20 protein-coding genes are annotated in these 16,718 nt (G+C 55.8%); 8 read left to right on the forward strand and 12 right to left on the reverse strand.

The annotated features are described in order from the left end of the window. Positions 1-13 precede the first annotated feature (13 nt). Both K5554_RS14070 and K5554_RS14075 read right to left on the reverse strand, forming a co-directional pair. Positions 14-742 carry a creatininase family protein gene (locus K5554_RS14070; RefSeq protein ID WP_221039081.1) on the reverse strand — a complete coding sequence of 243 codons (729 nt, stop codon included), beginning with the start codon at positions 740-742 and terminating at the stop codon, positions 14-16. Positions 743-930: 188 nt separating this feature from the next. After that, the gene (locus tag K5554_RS14075) at positions 931-1,143 is read right to left on the reverse strand and encodes a helix-turn-helix transcriptional regulator (RefSeq protein WP_221039082.1); all 213 of its coding nucleotides are present in this window, start codon (positions 1,141-1,143) and stop codon (positions 931-933) included. 154 nt (positions 1,144-1,297) lie between these two features. Here K5554_RS14075 and K5554_RS14080 point away from each other — a divergent pair, with 154 nt between their 5' ends. The 5 genes from K5554_RS14080 to K5554_RS14100 all read left to right on the forward strand — a co-directional run bounded on the left by K5554_RS14080 (position 1,298) and on the right by K5554_RS14100 (position 6,986). Continuing rightward, entirely contained in the window at positions 1,298-1,945 is a 648-nt protein-coding gene (locus tag K5554_RS14080; RefSeq protein WP_221039083.1) for a LexA family transcriptional regulator, read from the forward strand. 298 nt (positions 1,946-2,243) lie between these two features. Continuing rightward, positions 2,244-3,170, forward strand: a complete 927-nt coding sequence (locus K5554_RS14085; protein WP_221039084.1) for an oxaloacetate decarboxylase — start codon at positions 2,244-2,246, stop codon at positions 3,168-3,170. Between the two features lie 32 nt (positions 3,171-3,202). Then, a complete protein-coding gene (locus K5554_RS14090; protein ID WP_221039085.1) occupies positions 3,203-3,982 on the forward strand; it encodes an IclR family transcriptional regulator in 780 nt (259 codons plus the stop codon). A 72-nt stretch (positions 3,983-4,054) separates the two neighbouring features. After that, entirely contained in the window at positions 4,055-5,014 is a 960-nt protein-coding gene (locus K5554_RS14095; protein ID WP_221039086.1) for a TAXI family TRAP transporter solute-binding subunit, read from the forward strand. A 37-nt stretch (positions 5,015-5,051) separates the two neighbouring features. Next, a complete protein-coding gene (locus K5554_RS14100; protein ID WP_221039087.1) occupies positions 5,052-6,986 on the forward strand; it encodes a TRAP transporter permease in 1,935 nt (644 codons plus the stop codon). A 41-nt stretch (positions 6,987-7,027) separates the two neighbouring features. On the opposite strand, the gene K5554_RS14105 is transcribed toward K5554_RS14100, so the two are convergent. The 6 genes from K5554_RS14105 to K5554_RS14130 form a co-directional block, all read right to left on the reverse strand. Beyond that, positions 7,028-8,302: a four-carbon acid sugar kinase family protein gene (locus K5554_RS14105; protein ID WP_221039088.1), complete on the reverse strand. Its 1,275-nt coding sequence runs from the start codon at positions 8,300-8,302 to the stop codon at positions 7,028-7,030. A 64-nt stretch (positions 8,303-8,366) separates the two neighbouring features. Next, positions 8,367-9,353 carry a 2-keto-3-deoxygluconate permease gene (locus tag K5554_RS14110; RefSeq protein WP_221039089.1) on the reverse strand — a complete coding sequence of 329 codons (987 nt, stop codon included), beginning with the start codon at positions 9,351-9,353 and terminating at the stop codon, positions 8,367-8,369. 48 nt (positions 9,354-9,401) lie between these two features. Beyond that, positions 9,402-10,679, reverse strand: a complete 1,278-nt coding sequence (gene larA / locus K5554_RS14115; protein ID WP_221039090.1) for a nickel-dependent lactate racemase — start codon at positions 10,677-10,679, stop codon at positions 9,402-9,404. Positions 10,680-10,844: 165 nt separating this feature from the next. Further along, the gene (locus tag K5554_RS14120) at positions 10,845-11,141 is read right to left on the reverse strand and encodes a hypothetical protein (protein ID WP_221039091.1); all 297 of its coding nucleotides are present in this window, start codon (positions 11,139-11,141) and stop codon (positions 10,845-10,847) included. A gap of 398 nt (positions 11,142-11,539) precedes the next feature. After that, positions 11,540-11,899, reverse strand: coding sequence for a DUF5615 family PIN-like protein (locus K5554_RS14785; RefSeq protein WP_221039092.1), 360 nt, complete (start codon positions 11,897-11,899; stop codon positions 11,540-11,542). Between the two features lies 1 nt (position 11,900). Beyond that, entirely contained in the window at positions 11,901-12,131 is a 231-nt protein-coding gene (locus tag K5554_RS14130) for a DUF433 domain-containing protein (protein ID WP_221039093.1), read from the reverse strand. Between the two features lie 440 nt (positions 12,132-12,571). On the opposite strand from K5554_RS14130, the gene K5554_RS14135 reads away from it, so the two are divergent. Continuing rightward, complete coding sequence (locus tag K5554_RS14135; protein WP_221039094.1) at positions 12,572-12,829, forward strand: hypothetical protein; 258 nt, start codon at positions 12,572-12,574, stop codon at positions 12,827-12,829. Positions 12,830-13,047: 218 nt separating this feature from the next. On the opposite strand, the gene rbr is transcribed toward K5554_RS14135, so the two are convergent. The 3 genes from rbr to K5554_RS14150 all read right to left on the reverse strand — a co-directional run bounded on the left by rbr (position 13,048) and on the right by K5554_RS14150 (position 14,570). After that, entirely contained in the window at positions 13,048-13,581 is a 534-nt protein-coding gene (gene rbr, locus K5554_RS14140; protein ID WP_221039095.1) for a rubrerythrin, read from the reverse strand. 121 nt (positions 13,582-13,702) lie between these two features. Further along, the gene (locus K5554_RS14145) at positions 13,703-14,215 is read right to left on the reverse strand and encodes a hypothetical protein (RefSeq protein ID WP_221039096.1); all 513 of its coding nucleotides are present in this window, start codon (positions 14,213-14,215) and stop codon (positions 13,703-13,705) included. Next, positions 14,202-14,570: a nucleotidyltransferase family protein gene (locus tag K5554_RS14150; RefSeq protein ID WP_221039097.1), complete on the reverse strand. Its 369-nt coding sequence runs from the start codon at positions 14,568-14,570 to the stop codon at positions 14,202-14,204. Before K5554_RS14150 ends, K5554_RS14145 begins: the two co-directional genes overlap by 14 nt. Before the next feature lie 605 nt (positions 14,571-15,175). On the opposite strand from K5554_RS14150, the gene K5554_RS14155 reads away from it, so the two are divergent. Next, a complete protein-coding gene (locus K5554_RS14155; RefSeq protein ID WP_221039098.1) occupies positions 15,176-15,433 on the forward strand; it encodes an AbrB/MazE/SpoVT family DNA-binding domain-containing protein in 258 nt (85 codons plus the stop codon). Next, complete coding sequence (locus K5554_RS14160; RefSeq protein ID WP_221039099.1) at positions 15,433-15,831, forward strand: type II toxin-antitoxin system VapC family toxin; 399 nt, start codon at positions 15,433-15,435, stop codon at positions 15,829-15,831. Before K5554_RS14155 ends, K5554_RS14160 begins: the two co-directional genes overlap by 1 nt. Positions 15,832-15,934: 103 nt before the next feature. Here K5554_RS14160 and K5554_RS14165 read toward each other — a convergent pair whose 3' ends face one another. Then, a complete protein-coding gene (locus K5554_RS14165; RefSeq protein WP_221039100.1) occupies positions 15,935-16,621 on the reverse strand; it encodes a hypothetical protein in 687 nt (228 codons plus the stop codon). Between the last annotated feature and the right edge of the window lie 97 nt (positions 16,622-16,718).

The raw sequence follows: 16,718 nt of genomic DNA on the forward strand, positions 1-16,718 counted from the left end.
TTCTGCTGGCATGTTACTTTTCCAAAACATTCTTGATGAACTCGGCGATTTCGGTAACTGCTCTCTCAACAACTTGCTTACCTTTTTCAGCGGAGCCCGCTGTAGCATCGCCGATGGTACCATTGCTAGTGAACTTGTCAAAGCTCAGGAATTTGGTAATATGTGGGTACGGGTCCTGGTAAAGAGAATAATTACAGGGGGCTTGCGAAATATCAACGTGTTCAGGGCAGAGATAGAGAAGTACAGAAGTGCCCGCCTCGCTCGCATGCCCATGTGGAGCAGGTGTTGTGAAAATGTCCTGGGACAGATGTGGAATATACTGCCACCAGCCAATAGATGCACACTTAACCCCATACGTATCTTGAAGCTCCTGAAGAAGCTGATTCAGCGGCACCGTGTTACCGAGATGGGTATTTAAAATGAATATCTTATCAAAGCCCCACTTAATAAAGCTCTTGCAGATATCCCTGTAGACAGCCTTAAGGTTCTCAGGTTCAGTTACTAAGGTACCTGGAAATGCGTACAGCGCGGCCGACTCACCGATTTCCACCGAAGGTCCAACTATAGCATTGACCTTTTCAGCAACTAATTGTGCGACTTTCTCTGCGACAATAATGTCGCTACCTAGGGGAAGATGTGGGCCGTACACTTCAATAGCACCTGAAGGAATTATTACTGTCTTGGTTTCCTTTCTGCGCTTATCAAACTCTGTCCAAGTCATGTACTTGATCCTGTTTTCCATGGTAATTCCACCCTTCTTCTGATAGACTCTCGAAACTTTTCTCTTCCCTGGCTAGAGCGGTTTTCTGAATCGGTGCTTGTTGTACCCCCCCCTTCGTCCGAATCTTGAGAGCTGTCCGCACGTGGACCAGGAATAGAAGTTCTGCTTTCAAGACCGCCTTCAAGCGAACCTTTTTGGGCAGCTCTTACTTATCTTTTGTTGTCCTTAAGCACACGGTGGGGTAAAAAAAGATCCTCTACCGGTCGCCTAAGAACACCCGCAATTGCCAGGGCAACCTGAAAGGAAGGTGATCTACCTCTTTCAATGTGGGCGTAGGTCGACCGTTCTATACCTACTAATTCTGCCAGCTGTTTTTGTGTCAGCCTCGCTTTCTTCCGAGCTCGTATCAGTTCGCAGCGCATAAGGTTCACTCCTGGTCCTTGTGCTACGTTAACACAATTATACTGTGCTATCCTAGCACTGTCAAGTGGTTTAGGCAGGATTTTGTATATATTTCAGCACTCATGTTGAAATATGACACACCCATCCATTACCCTGGGAGTGGAGGTGTGGCAAATGAGCACATTAGGGCAGCGGATACACCTGCTACGACAGAAAGAAGGTTTGACGCAGGAAGAGTTGGCCAAACGTCTCAATGTCGCTCGTGGTACTCTAGCTAACTGGGAAATAGGCCGAACAAACCTAGATCCTGAGATGTTAAAGCGCCTGGCTGACCTTTTTGAGGTATCGACTGATTATTTGCTTTGCCGCACTAGTGATCCACATGGCACGTACCTGCCGCCAGGCGCCATGACTGCTCGTTCGATGGTACGAGTTCCTGTACTGAGTAGCATCCGAGCTGGCGTGCCAGTTGATACTTGTGAACAAATAGAAGGGTACAAAACAGTACCCGTAACTGAGCTTGGTGGCGCCGAATACTTCTTTTTTCGGGTGGGCACTGACAGTATGACCAGAGCTCGGATCTACCCAGACGACCTGGTTCTTGTGAGACAGCAAGACTTCGTCAACGACGGTGAAATCGCCGTAGTAGCCGTGGACAGGGAAAACGCTACTGTGAAACGAGTTTACTTCCAAGATGATACCATTATTCTGCAGTCGGAAACGGACAACCTGGCACACAGACCCATCCTCTTTCAAGGAGAAGATAAGAAGACCCTCCACATCTTTGGCCGGGTAGTAAAGGTTACGTTCGAGCCGAAATAAGTACGTTACCACCTCTGTACGCATAGTTCCGTAGTAACAAAGGAGCGGTGCCGACCGCTCCTTCCATCATTTTGTGTGTGCTTTTTTCTTTGTGGTTAGGAGGAATTCCAAGGTACGTGAAGAATACATAACATAGCAAAGATATGGAATTGTGTTCCATGTTACGGAACGCCGCAAAGCTAAGGGGGGGATAGCGGAGTAAGACCAGCAGTAGGCTTTTCGTCCTGCAGAGTTGTTTCCTACCCTTTTGTCGGAACATCGGTCCATAATACGGAACAGCTAAAGGAGACTTGGGGTTATGCGCAAGACAACCTTACTCAAGAAGTTGATCAACGATCCCGAAATCTTGGTTATGCCTGGAGCCTACGATGTTCTTTCGGCACGTTTGATCGAAGCAGCCGGATTTAGGGCTGTACAGTGTTCGGGGTTCGGTTTTGCCGCGTCGTTCTTGGGCCTGCCGGACATCGGCATCTTGAGTTCCAGCCAAATGCTGGAGCTCACGCGGAACATCTGCCACGCGGTGGACATCCCCGTGATGGCGGATGGTGATAATGGCTTCGGCAACCCGGTTAACACCCACTATACTGTGCGCGAGTTCGAGGCGGCAGGCGCAGCCGGCATCAACCTGGAAGACCAGGTGAGCCCCAAGCGCTGCGGGCACATCACGGGGAAACAAATCATTCCGGCAGAAGAGATGGTTCTCAAGATCCAGGCAGCGCGGGAGGCCGCCGGTGACCCGGACTTCGTGATCAACGCGCGCACCGATGCGTACGGAGTCGCGGGAATTGAAGAGGCGATACGCCGGGGTAATCTGTACGCTAAAGCCGGGGCCGATCTGATTTTCGTGGAAGCCCCGCTCTCTGTGGAGGGAATCAAGCGCGTCATCAGGGAGATTGATGCGCCCGTTTCGATCAACCTGCTTCAGGGCGGCCGGACGCCGCTGGTGACAATTCAGGAACTTGAGGAGTGGGGAGCGGCCCGGGTAAGCATTCCTGTGACCACAGTTATGGCCGCCGCCTACGGTGTTAAACAGGCGCTGGAGTATATCAAGGCCCATGGGAGCATTCGTGATCTTGAAGGGGTGCTGAGTTTCGCAGAGTTCACGGACCTGGTAGGCCTCGATAAAATCCGGGAGCTGGAAGCCCGCTACCTCACGGAAGAAGAGATCGCTTTACGCTACGGCGGTCGGGAAGGACTGGCCAGTGCGGCGGCGGAGCACCATTGACGCTTAACCGAGCCTGGGAGGGAGGTGAACTGATGCCTGAAGGTAATGGGGGCGAACCGATTCGCCGGGCTCTGCGGGTGCTGTGCGCTTTTTCGCTGGAGGAACCGGAGGTTGGAGTGAGCGAACTGGCACGTAAGGTGGACTTGCCTAAGAGCACCGTCCACCGCTTGTTACAGGTGCTGGAGGAAGAAGGGTTCGTGTGCCAAGATCTTAAGACGTCAAAGTACCGTTTGAGCGTGCGGCTTTTTCACCTCGGGGCCGTCGCGCGCAGCACCATGAACCTGGAGCGGGTCGCCCAGCCGGAGATGGAAAGGCTGCGGGACGCCTGTGGAGAGACAGTGAACCTGTACGTGCTGGACGGCATCGAGCGCGTGTGCATTCAAAAGGTGGAGGCGCCTCATCTCGTACGGCAGGTGGTCCATTTGGGGCAAAAAATCCCGGCTTATTGTGGTGCGGCGGGCAAGGCGCTGCTGGCTTGGCAGGAGGCGCCGTTCGTAGAAAAGGTTATTAATGCGACAAAGCTGAAACCCCTGACGGCTAACACCATAAGTGACCCGGACGCCTTTCGCGCCGAACTGGCCAAAATCCGAGAGCTGGGTTACGCTGTAAGTCGCGGCGAGCGTGACGCCGAGGTGATGGCTATCGCTGCCCCCATTTTTAATCAGGAGGGTAAGGTGATCGCCTCGCTTGGCCTGTCCGGACCAGCTTCCCGTTTCAGCGTCACTGCAGAAGCGATAAGGCAGGTTGTAAAAGCTTCCAGTGAAATATCGTATCATCTCGGCTATCACAGTGTCTCGGAGCCTGAACACTAGCGGCAGGAATTCCGGGGTGACTACTTACGGTCGAATTGTACCAAGTGTGACTGTGAAGGAGGGTATTGGAGAATGAAAAAGGCCTCTCTCCGCTTGGTGTTGGCAGCGCTGCTCACCCTTGTGCTGCTCCTCGCCGGTTGCGGCCAACCGGCCAAGTACGTACGCATCGGTACGGCCAGCATGGGCGGCGCGTTTTACCCCATGGGAAACGCTCTAGCCCAGCTCTTCAATGAGAAGATCCCAAATATGAAGGCCAGCGCTCAAGCCACCGGCGGGTCCGCTGAAAACTGCCGGCTGCTGGCAAAGAAGGACATCGAACTGGCGCTCATCCAATCGGCCACCCTGGCCGATGCCGAGAAAGGGCAGGGTCAGTTCAAGGACGGAGCCATCGAAGACATCCGCGCCATTACTGCAACGTACTTTATGCCCTTCCATGTAATCGTGCGTAAAGATGCAAACATCAACTCCATCGCTGACCTGAAAGGCAAGAAAATCGCCGTGGGGCCCATCGCCAGCGGCATCGAGGTCAACGCGCTTACCCTTCTCAAGGCTTATGGCATCGAACCCAAAGATTTTCAAGCCATTCACCAGAGCCAGGAGGAAACATTTGAGGGCCTGAAGACAGGCAGCGTGGATGCACACATCTACGCCACCGGCGCCGGTAGCGCCCAGATCACCGACGTGATGCTTACCGGACGGCTGAAGATCCTGCCGATCGACCCTGATAAAGCAGACGCTCTTTTGAAGGATCATCCCGAGTTCGGCCCCATGACGATCAAGGCCAATACCTATCCCAACCAAGCCGAAGAAATAAAGACCATCGCCGGCTCCGGCGTACTCACTGTGCGGGCCGATGTCGATCCAGACACGGTGTACACGATGACCAAGGCCATCTTTGAGAACCTGGATTTCCTCAAGCAGCGGCACGATTACTTTAAGCAGACCACATTGGAGAATGCCACTGTCGGAGTCGTCTATCCGCTTCACCCCGGAGCGGAAAAGTACCTGAAAGAAGCAGGGGCCATAAAATAGAGCCTTCCTGGGCCAACCAAGGTAAGGAGGCCGCGCTATGCCAATGCCTTTCTTGAAATCGAGGAAGCCGAAGCCGGCCGCAGCTCAAAAGCCGGCCCGTAAACGGCGGAAGCTGACCGGACGTCTGGCAGTGCTGGTTTCGCTCTTGGCCGTTACTATGTCCATCTTTCAACTATATACAGCGGCGGCAGGGTTGCTGCCGCCGCTCCAACAGCGCTCCATCCACCTCTTGTTCGTGCTGGCCCTGGTGTTCCTCCTTTACCCTGCTACCCCCAAGTCCCCGCTGGACAGGCCCAGTGCATTGGACTGGTTCCTCATGGTGGTGGCCGTCGCCGGGAACCTGTATCCCTATCTGCGTTACGTCTCTCTGGCCAAGTCCGGCGGTATCTACATTGCCAGCGACTACGTCTTCGGGGCTCTCACCATCCTCTTGGTGTTTGAAGCCGCCCGGCGCGTGGTGGGCTGGCCCCTGGTGATCCTCGCTGGGCTGTGCCTGGTTTATGCCTTCATCGGTCCGTGGATTCCAGGCCCCCTGGGGCACTCCGGCTTCACGCTCACACGGGTCATTGAGCAGATGTACCTCACCACTGAGGGTGTTTACGGCCAAATCCTGGGCGTATCGGCTACGTACATTTTTCTCTTCGTGCTCTTCGGCGCTTTTCTCTCCGTTACTGGTGTATCCGCCTTCTTCAACGACCTGGCCACAGCGCTTGCGGGGCGCACGCGGGGCGGCCCGGCCAAGGTGGCCGTGATCTCCAGCGCTTTGATGGGCACTGTCAGCGGCAGCACATCGGCCAACGTGGTTACTACTGGGACCTTTACCATCCCGCTCATGAAAAAAACCGGTTACCAGCCTTACTTTGCCGGTGCAGTGGAAGCTGCCGCATCGTGCGGCGGCCAGATCATGCCCCCGATCATGGGCTCGGCCGCCTACATTATGGCAGATACTCTGGGGGTCAGCTATCTTAAAATCATGGCCGCCGCTTTCGTACCTGCGGTGCTGTACTTTCTGTCTGTCGGCTCGGGCGTCCACTGGCGTGCCTGGCGCCTTGGGATTGCCGGCATTAAGGAGACCCCATCACTTCTTAAAGTCCTCCGCGAGCGGGGTTACCTGTTCCTTCCGCTCGTAGCCATAATTTACCTGCTCGTCTCCGGCTACAACGCCCTTTACGCTGCTTTTTGGGGAATCATCGTTACCATGATTACCAGTTTTGTGCGCCGGGAGAGCCGGATCAATCTCCGGAGGCTCCTGGAGGCCTTGCAGGGCGGCGCTTTAAGCGCTCTCTCGGTGGCCATGGCCTGCGCCATAGTAGGAGTGGTGATCGGCGTTTTCACTCTGACGGGGGCCGTGCTCACCATGGCCGGAGCGGTCATGAAGCTGAGCGGAGGCATTCTTCCTTTGACCATGCTCCTCACCATGATCGTCGCGATGCTCATGGGCATGGGCGTGCCTACCACGGCCTGCTACGTGTTAACCAGCGCCGTGGCCGCCCCGGCCTTGGTGCAAATGGGCGTGGAGCCGCTGGCGGCGCACATGTTTGTCTTCTACTACGGCTGCTTGGCGACTATTACCCCGCCGGTGGCGGTGGGAGCGTACACGGCGGCCGGCCTCGCCGGCAGTGACCCCAATGAGACCGGTTGGCAGGCCGTAAAGCTGGCCGGAGCAGGCTTCCTTGTTCCCTTTATCTTCGTCTACTCCCCGGTCTTGCTCATGATCAACGCTACCCCCTGGTCCATCGCCCAGGCCGCCGTAACAGGGAGCATCGGTGTTATCGCCCTCAGCATCGCCTTTGAAGGCTTCTACCATGCTCCTCTAAGCGTGTTGGAGCGCTTCTGGCTCCTGGCGGCCGCACTGCTGCTGGTGGTGCCGGGAACTTTCACCGACTTGATGGGCTTGGGGCTGGTGGCTGCGTTTTATGTGCTGGAGCGACGCCGGGAAGTCCAAAGGGCTCACCTCGAGACTGTGGCGTGAGTACCGAGCGGGCCATGCACGGGACTTAAGGGCCTCTCCCCTCAGAGCGGCCTGAACGGCGTTTTCGGGAAGCACCGCCTCAATGGCCTGCGGCACCACCTGGTTTCGCTTAGAGCGGCAAGGCAGTGCACCATGGTTTCTGCCTCGCCGAAGCCTCCCGCTTTGGTCACCACGGGCATTCCGGGGAACTTCCCTCCAAGGAGACGAACCAACGGGATGCCGGGCTCTACTTCGTCCACGAGGGCAGTTCCTTCAGCGTGGAGAGCGCGGGCAACCCCAACGGCCACCTCTCCGCCGGTGAGAAAGAGTCCTCCCACCCGTACGGCGTCCAGCACCCGGGCGACCACAGCGGCAAGGCTCAGGCTGACGGCTTCGCTCGCGCGACCGCTCCGCCCGGCGTTAAGCTGTTCTTCCTCCAGCGCAGATGCAATAAGGACGTTCCGGCCCGTGCGGAGTAACTCCACGGCTCCGGCAGTAAGTCTATCCTCTTCTGCAGTGGGGTTCGGGAGCCAGGCCGCCACGTCCATGAGGAGGGGGGAAGCCGCTCCTTGAGCGAGAACACACCGGGCCTGCAGGGCGCTCTTGGGGCTCACACTTCCCACAACGAGGAGGAAAGGGCGTGGCGGAGCCACTAAGGCTTCTGCCATTCCGGCGGAACCCACCCAGAGAATGTCCTGCGGTGGAAGGACTTGTGTCAATCCGTCCACGATGAGCTGAAGATCGTGGTCATGCTCCGTATCGAAGGAGAACGCTCCCTTTCCTCCCATTTCTTTCACGATCTTCGGAATGCGCAATTCCCGGATCTCGGGAAGGGCAATGTGGCGCACAGCCGTTGAGCCCTCCCCGCGAAGGATCTCGGCAAGAGATGAGGTTGGGACGGGCTTACGGGGGTCTCGTCCCATCTCTGTTTCAGCCACAGGCACTCCGTCCAGGAGCAGTAATCCATCCTTCACCGTCCGCTTGTTTTTGGGGTAGGCAGGAGCAAAGGCAATTACGGGCAGGTTAAGGGCCACATGAAGTACAGCCACTTCCGCAGCGATGTTCCCCCGCAGGGTGGAATCCACCTTCTTGTAGATAACGCTTTTTCGTTTCCAGGGGGAGAGATACTTGGCCACTTCTTCAAGGCGCGCTGCAGCCATGGCGGCAGGGATGTTCCGCGATTCGGTGTCGATAACAGCCACCACGTTGTGGTCCATTGTGGGAAGAACTGCGGGGTCAAAGATCACGGAGGCACTGTATCCTGCCTTCAGAAACTGGATACCGGTGTCGTTGGACCCGGTGAGGTCGTCGGCGATGACCACATACGGCACGCCCACGAGCAGTTCCCCCTTTTCGTCACATCCTGTTGCGGGCGGGGTGATGGGAAGGCCTGCTTTCAACTCAAGAAGAAACGGATGGGGATTCATGGTGCTGCTTGACTACTCTGTTCAGGAAGTCCACCAGAAGAGGACAGAGAATGGCGGTGATGACGATGGAGGCACCTATCTGGACGGTCGCGGCCGCAGCGTATGGAGCCCAGGAGGGGTCCACGGCAGCAATCGCAGCGGGGGTGCCGGCGGCGTTTCCGGCTGTGGTGGCGATGGCGGCTCCCACGGCGTCGCTTCGTTTGTCCTTGGCGGGAATGAAGAACTTGTAGGCGAGGAAACCAGCGATTCCTGTAACCAGCAAGGTGAGAAGTCCTAAGGCGATGCCCGGACCTCCCGCCTTAGCGATATCCATCAGGTTCAGCCCCGCTCCCAAAGGAAAAGAGAAAAAAGGGATCGAGAGCATTACGCCGGGAGCAAGAAACTTCCGCATGTCCTCATCGAGGTTACCCAGAATCATGCCAACGATGATGGGGACCACCACCGCCACCATGGCGATGATAGGGATGTCGGCGAGACCGGTCATGCCCATGGCAACCATGGTAAAGAAGGGACCGTCGTTGGTGGAGATGATGGCTACAGCACCGATATCGGAGGGGTCACCGTACTTCTGGGCGAGGGCCGTGTAGAGGCCGCCATTGGAGTTGGCCATTGCGGCGATGAGGGCGAGGGGGGTAAGCCCGAAAAGGGTGGCCTGCGGCCCCATTACCCTCCCGACGAAAAGGCCCACTGACATGCCGAACAGGACTTTGACGGTATTAAGGAGGAATCCCTTCCATAGGGCAACTCCCGCTGTTTTGATGGTGATCTGGGCGCCGCTGCAGAAGAGGAGCACTCCGATGAGAGGCAGCGCTCCTTGCTTAAAGAGCGCAGTGGTGAAGCTTCCGATCATGAGGGACTGGGGAGCGAAGGTGTTAACGAGAGCGCCGAGCAGTAGAAAGACAACCATGAGTCCGCCGGGAACCTTCTGGATTGTCTTAAGGATGGGGACATTGCCGGACATTTTCCGACCTCCTTTAGGCATGTCGAAGGACTCGCTTCTTTCCACTTCCTAGGCTTTATCTACAATGACCGCCACACCGTCGGGGACCACGGTAATAGAGGCCTGGGGGTTGCCGAGAATATCTTCGCCCATGGACACGGCCTCCGCGAGGGAAGGAGCCCACCGCATGTTGAGATGCTCCACCATTTCTTTCGGAGCACTCGTCACCATGATAACCGTGTAGTCCATAAGAACCCGGGCAAAGATCTGGATCTGCCACTGGTCCGGCTCCGTCTGGTCCCGTCCCCGCGCCAGGATCAGGTTCATAACTCCCTCCGGCGTGGGAATGTGCTCGAAGGTACGGTAGAAAGCCTCACCGCCGTGGCCGTCGCTGCACTCCGCCGCCACGATGATCACACCGCCTTTATTACATGTGGCCTCACCGGCGGTCATGCTCTTCACCGCCTGATAGAGATTCTGGTCCAGAGGATATCCTCCATTGCTCGTCACCACGATGTCCGCAGGCACCGCTTTCACCCTGGCGTACCGGCCCACGAACTGACACCCCTTCTCGTGGGCCTGCTCCATTTCTCCGCTGAAGGCCGCGATAATACGCTTGTCTGAATCAATGACCACGTTGCAGACGAAGGCCAGATTCACGGAACGGGCCGCAAAAACCATATCCGCGTGGATGGGGTTCCCCTCCAGGATGCCCGTGCGCGCACGATCATGGGCGATGAACTCTGCGCAGTGATTGGCCAGCACAGTTTTGTAGCTCGCTATCCCCGGAAGCACGCTCTTGCGCCCTCCCGAGAATCCGGCGAAGAAGTGGGGCTCAATGAACCCCTCCGCAACGAGAAGATCGGCCTCCACCGCGAGCTTGTTCAAAATGAGGTCTCCTCCCGAAGGCAAGGTCCCCACCCGGACAAGGACACCGTCGTCGTGGCTGTTGTGCACCACGATCCGCTCGTTCTTGACAATGTCGGGGCCGTACCTTGTGAGAAGTTCTTCCTGGGTTGTAGCGCGGTGTCCTCCGGTCGCAACAAGGATGGTAATATTTGCATCGGGATTTCCAGCGCGCACTTCTTCGAGAAGAAGGGGCATGATGACGGCGCTCGGTACAGGGCGGGTATGGTCGCTGGAGATAATTACTACGTTTTTCTTCCCTTTTGCCAAGTCACGGAGCGGAGCGGAACCGATAGGGTTGTTCAGGGACGCTCTTACCAAATCCTTTTCAGGCGCGCCGGCCTTCAGCTCGTGAAGGCGCGACGTCAGAACGGAGCGCAGCCGTCCGTCCGGCGCCTCAAAGGGTAAAAAGGACCGTCCGTACGGTACAGATACTTTCATAACCTTCTCACCCTCTCGTAATAGTTTATACTTTCGGAAATTACTCTTCCTTGGCAGGACTGACTCTGGATTGGTCCTTCCCTCCAAGAAAACAGGTGCGACCTCGGTACTTCAACTCTATTATTAGAATGCACCGCTCTATCAGTTTATTCCTGCTTGGTATAATCAATTTATTATTTCAATGCCCCGCCACCCGGCTGACTGAACTAAGAAGCAATAATGCCAGGAAGCAACGGTGCCTCCCGGCATGATTAGAACCATGAAGAACCAAAACGCGACCCCGGTGGCGGACAGCACGCGCAGGTGGAGAGCGTACTTCAGCACCAGCGGTATTTCGATCGAGGCAACGCCGAAAGCAACTAAAAGGTCGGTGCAGGCACTGCCGATGCGGGTGAGCGCTTCGTTCCACCCGTAACTAGCGAAGGTTGCCCCGATCGCCGCGGCGGTGCCATGTCCGCCCACGAAACCTATGGCTGCCCGCGAGCCAAGACATCTTCCTGAGAGTAAAGGCGGAAATCCGTAACGATATAAAGGGCGCAGGAAGCCATCAACCCACCCCAGATGCCGCGAAATCCGGGGCAACGTCAATGATCTATAACTGTTGTTGCTCAACAATGTTGCCCTAACAACCAATGTGGGTTATAATAGGAGCAGGAAGCTCCGGAAAAGCTTCCTGCTCCTGGAGGGCATAGCGACCTGGGGGCACATCAGTTTTGGATTGGCCCGCTTACTGGCGGGCTATTTTCTTGATCTGTGCTGGAAGTACAGCCGCATCAGAGTCATTAGGGGGCAATTGCCAGTTCGAGTAGTCCAAGAGCTCGGTGCCCCATGCTGCCGCGGACATTCAGCACACCGCCACGCTAATCGGAGTCTCGTTTGTACCATACGCTCTTTACCCTGTCCCGCATAACTACCATTAAGCCCGGCCATTTCTCTGGCGAAAACTCGTTTATCGCCTGCATCACCCGTTGGTGAATCTCGTGCCGGTTGGGATGAGCTAGACAGATTATTAGCAGACCGTGGTGTGTTTGCTCACGGTAGCGACCAAATCCCCTGTCTGTAGTTACTAGTGTTCTGTGTTCTCGTAATGCTTTTGACCATAGTACCTCATCAGGGACGCCTTCTGCCGAAGTTCCACGAACATCGGTCACGTCATGTCCGGCAGCTACAAGAGCTTGTACTGTACAGCGGGGAATGTTTTCATCCACCAGTATGCGCATGTTAGTGCCCCTGGGCCTGCAAAGGCGTCACGACTTCTTCTGCCAGCGCTGCCGCGTAATCCAGGCAGGCAAGAATGTCCTCCCGGTCTAAGCCCGGGTATTCCCGGCACAAATCTTCAATCGTATCTCCATTAGCCAGCATACGTATGATCTGGTGAACGGGGATACGGGTCCCCTTAACACAAGCCTGCCCGTGGCACACCCGTGGGTCGATACTGATCCTACTATACACAAGCGACACCTCCTCTGGCACCCTGTCAGTTTAATTATAACCTTTTCCCTATTGTTTTTCCATCTCTACAGAGTAGCAGGATAGTGTCAAGAGTTAGCAGGCAGGATAACACACAAATTCCGTAGAAGTGAGCCGCCCCCTCCACGGGGAGGGGGATGGGGGTGGTTCGTTGCTTCTAGGGTAAGTCCCGCTCGATCGGGGCGCCTCGTTCGGGGACAGCCTCGGCGACGGCGGGGTCGGCTTGGTCTGAACGAGCCGAAGGTTTTTCCTGCAAGCGACGGCTACACGGTGGCTGCCCGCGAGCCAAGACATCTTATACAACAGCGTGTTAATTAATGGGAAACTCTACATTCTGCATATACTGTTCGGTAGCATCATAATTCCAGAGGCCGCCCCGGCTTTGGTCCAGATGGGCGTGGGAACTAGAGCCGGTCCTGCTCATGATTAACGCCACCCGCTGGTCCATCGCCCAGGCCGCAGTAACAAGAAGCATAGGCATTATTGCCATCAGTGTCACCTTTGGAGGTTTCTACCATACTCCTCTGAGCGTGTTGGAGCGGCTCTGGCTCCTGGCGGCGGCGCTGCTGGTGGTGCCGGGAACTTTCACCGACTTGATGGGCTTGGGGCTGGGGGCTGCATTTTATCTGCTGGAGCGACGCCGGGAGGTAGAAAGAGCTCACCTCGAGACTGTGGCGTGATTACCGACTGGGCCATGCATGGTAAATGGCACCAAAGTCTCTACCTTTCAAGGTCTAATGTCAAGTTGAGATTCCCGCTTCTTGCCAAAGATCTCCTGTCCGCCGCTAAAAGTTTACTCCGCCCTCGCCCATAAAAAGGGACAGCCACTCTTTACGCTTAGAGTGGCTCTTTTCGTGGTCACGGACACCCCTGCCGACGCGAACGCACTCGCCGGTTCCTAGTAATTCTCAGCGGCCGGCTCGTAGAAAGCGCGCGGGTGGGCGCAGGCGGGGCACACCGCCGGAGGCTCTGTGCCCTCGTAGATGTAACCGCAGTTGCGGCAGCGCCAACGGATGGGGGTGCTGCGCTGAAAGAGTGTGCCATCTTTGAGGCGCTCCGCCAGCTGCCGGTACCGGGCCTCATGGGCGGCCTCCACCTCGGCTATCTCTTCCATGACCTGCGCGATTTCCTCGAAACCTTCTTCGCGGGCCGTCCGGGCAAACTCTTTGTACATTTCGGTCCATTCGTAGTGCTCGCCCTGGATGGCTTCTGCGAGATTCTTGGCGGTGTCGCCGATCAGGCCGAGAAACTTGGCCCATACCTTTGCGTGTTCCTTCTCGTTCTCGGCCGTCTCAAGGAAGATACCGGCGATCTGTTCGTAGCCTTCTTTCTTGGCTACGGAAGCGAAGTATGTGTATTTGTTACGTGCCTGCGATTCCCCGGCGAAGGCGGCGAGCAGGTTCTTTTCCGTCTTTGTTCCCTTGAGGTCCAAGAAGCACTCCCCCTTTTCGTAATGAATCCCAAATAGCTTTCAACAGCCGGGCAGTTTTTTCCTGCAAGCGTTGTCCACTAATCTCCTTCCCCATTAGAAAAGGGAGGTTCAGAAACCTCCCTCACGAATAGTATCCCAGCAAGCCTTCCATTGCGTTCAGAAACCCCTGCAGGTCGGCCGCAAAGGCCTGATCGGTTTCAGGCAGGCTGTCAACGAGCGGGAGAAGCTTGGTCGGGACCAGATTGAACCCGTAGATGTGGCGTACCAGATGGCAGAACTTACGGTATTCGTCCAGACGGGCAAATGACTCAGGGGAAAGCACAGGCGGCCTGATACCGGGGAGCGGGAATTTCATTTGCTGCAGCAGGTCTTTATGCCACTCATCCCCCTTGGGTAGGGTGCCATCCACGCGCTTGGCAATCTCTTTAAAGATGTTTTCGGCCACCGAGTAGTAGTCCAGCAGCACAGAAGCCACGGCGCGCAGGTGAAACTCGTCTTGAAGCTCTTTGGTGAGGGTGAGCGAGCTTGTTGGATTAAGGTAACCTTTGGTCTGCAAGGTTTCCATAAGGCGGGCGGCGTTGGCACGCTCCTCTTGCACTCGTTCTTTGAGGACCAGAAAGTCACTGACCTTCAAGCAGCTTAACCCCCCTTGCTTTGGCCTTAACCTGGAGCGACGGCACCGCGTCTTCCTCTACAATGATGCTGATAGGAAAGGGTGCGCCGATGTGATCGGCGCCCGCCTGCATAGCCCAAAAATCTCCGTCGGCCGGGAAACCCTCCACCAAAAGATCGATGTCTGAGTGTTCCCAGAAGCCACCCCAGGCCAAAGAGCCATAAAGGTACACCTGCCGGACACCGTGCTCCCGCCGCAGCCAGGCAGCCACAGCCCGAGCCCGCTCCCAGGCCGCCGCCTCCCGCCGGCGTGCTTCAGCCGCCTCGCGGTCCAGAATTTTTTGATGTAAGCGTTTAAACTCCTCGCGGTCGAGCATATAACCTCTCTCCGTTACGCAAACAGTTTCTGGAATCAGAGTATCACATCCGGCGGGCTGTTTCAAATAACCCAGCTTGTTGTTGCTCAACAATGTTGCCCTAACAACCAATGTGGGTTATAATAGGAGCAGGAAGCTCCGGAAAAGCTTCCTGCTCCTGGAGGGCATAGCGACCCGGGGGCAGATGGGTTTTGAATTAGCCCGCTTACTGGCGGGCTATTTTCTTGATCTGTGCTGGAAGTACATCCGCAGCAGCACGATTGCCACCAGCGGTGCAATGGCTACTTCGATTGGTCCGATCTTGAGTTCCACTGCGGCACCCCCTCTCCCGGGTTCTCCCCAGGCCGCATACCCCTCGGCCGGAGAGAAGGGGATGAACAGAGAGTTCCGGAAACGTGTCCCACTTGTTGAACAGGGAAAAATCAGATAACCCAGCTTCCCGCTTTGTCACTCGTGTTTAACTAATCCTTTCGTAGTGGTATACTTGTTATATAAGAAGGCGTTGTGAACCATTAAGCGGGTTGGTACTGATGCCTAAGCTTGAAAACTAGGTATATACAGGACAAGTGCTGCGCTTCACCATCAGTGAGGGAGGAAGTGATTTTATGAAGGATAGTGTTCTCACCCTTGCAGAGGGAGGCCAGCTGAAGCTCCCACTTGCGATTCGAAGAAAACTGGGGTTGGCCAAGGGATCGAAGCTTATAATAACGCTGGAGGACAATGAAATCAGACTACGAAAGACCATTGAGAATGAGGTTCCGCGCTTCTCCGAAGAAAGCACGTTTTTCAGACTTATCGGTTCTGAAGAAGGGCCAGAAGACCTTTCCGCCAAGCACGATGAGTACTTAGCGGAGGATAAATAATGCGGATCGTTTTCCTGGACACGTCTGCGATTGTGGCGGCTATTAATCGGCGCGACCAGCATCATTTCAAAGCCAAGCAGGTCCTAGCTGAATTGGCAAAAGGCCAATGTGGACTTCTGATAACCAACTATGTACGGGCAGAATCTCATTCTCTACTAACTGCGCGGCTTGGCCGGCAAGCAGGCCTTGCTTTCTTACGTGATAAATCATGGCTCATAGAATGGGTAACGCGGGAAGACGAGAAGAAAGCTACCGTGATATTAGAAAAGTACGTGGATAAGGATTTCTCGCTAACCGATGCAACTTCTTTTGTGGTAATGAAACGGCTTCACATTCGAGAAGTCGTTACTTTCGACGATCACTTCGTCCAGTACGGATTTAAAGCTCTAGGTATTTGAGGGACCCATGTATAAGAAAGGGGCCACTCCGACGCTCAGAGTGGCCCCTTTCGTAATCACGTTTTAGCGTCCTATGGAATGTCAAGATAGTTTTTGCCTTCGGTTAACCCGCCGCAGGGTACCAGATTCCCTGGCCGTCGATGGCGAGACGTGCCGGCTGAAGCAGCTTACTTCCAGGCGTCCAACAAACATCCAGCACTTTTGTGTAACGGCCGAAGAAATGACCCTCTCTGGTCTCACGCACCATAAGTGACTCAACAGCGCCGGTGCAGCCAAGGCCCTGCGCCCGGGAGTGGGCCAACAGGTGCGTCTCCGCGGCAAGTACGAAAATAGGGGCCTCAGGTACTGTCAGATCCACCTCGTAACCGAAACACCTGACCCGGCCGCTTTGTGCAACGGGCAGCAATTCTGGATCCCGCGCTTGAACCCTACCCCACCCGTAGGTGCGCTCCCCACCGAATTGTAACCCCTGGTGCCAAGCCACCTGCCAGTCGGGTAGGGCATTTTTCCGTACAAAGACATACCCGAACAAACCCACAGGCTCCTTTTCCCGGGTGAAGGGAGCAATGAATTCTACATCGTGCAGGCTGCCTTCCTCCGCAGTACCTGCAGCATTGATGGCGGTACTCGCCTGAGAAGAGAGAAACAACCAAGAAAACTTCTCTTCATCGCCCCATGGCCAAGGCGAAAGGCGGCTGTTTGCGTCAAGATCAGGAAAGGTTTTGCCCGCAGGAAGGCTGATCGGGAAGAAATAGGAAAACCGTAAGTTGTGTTCTACGCTTTCTCCCACCTGTTTGTAGCCAGCTTGATCACTGCTGCTGACACCTGCCAGCCTGGCTAATCGGGCGGTCAGGGCGCCCCATAGGTTTCTGGCCGGTAGGTAGCGC

The organism is Gelria sp. Kuro-4, assembly GCF_019668485.1.
Classification (GTDB): Bacteria; Bacillota; DTU030; order DUMP01; family DUMP01; genus DUMP01.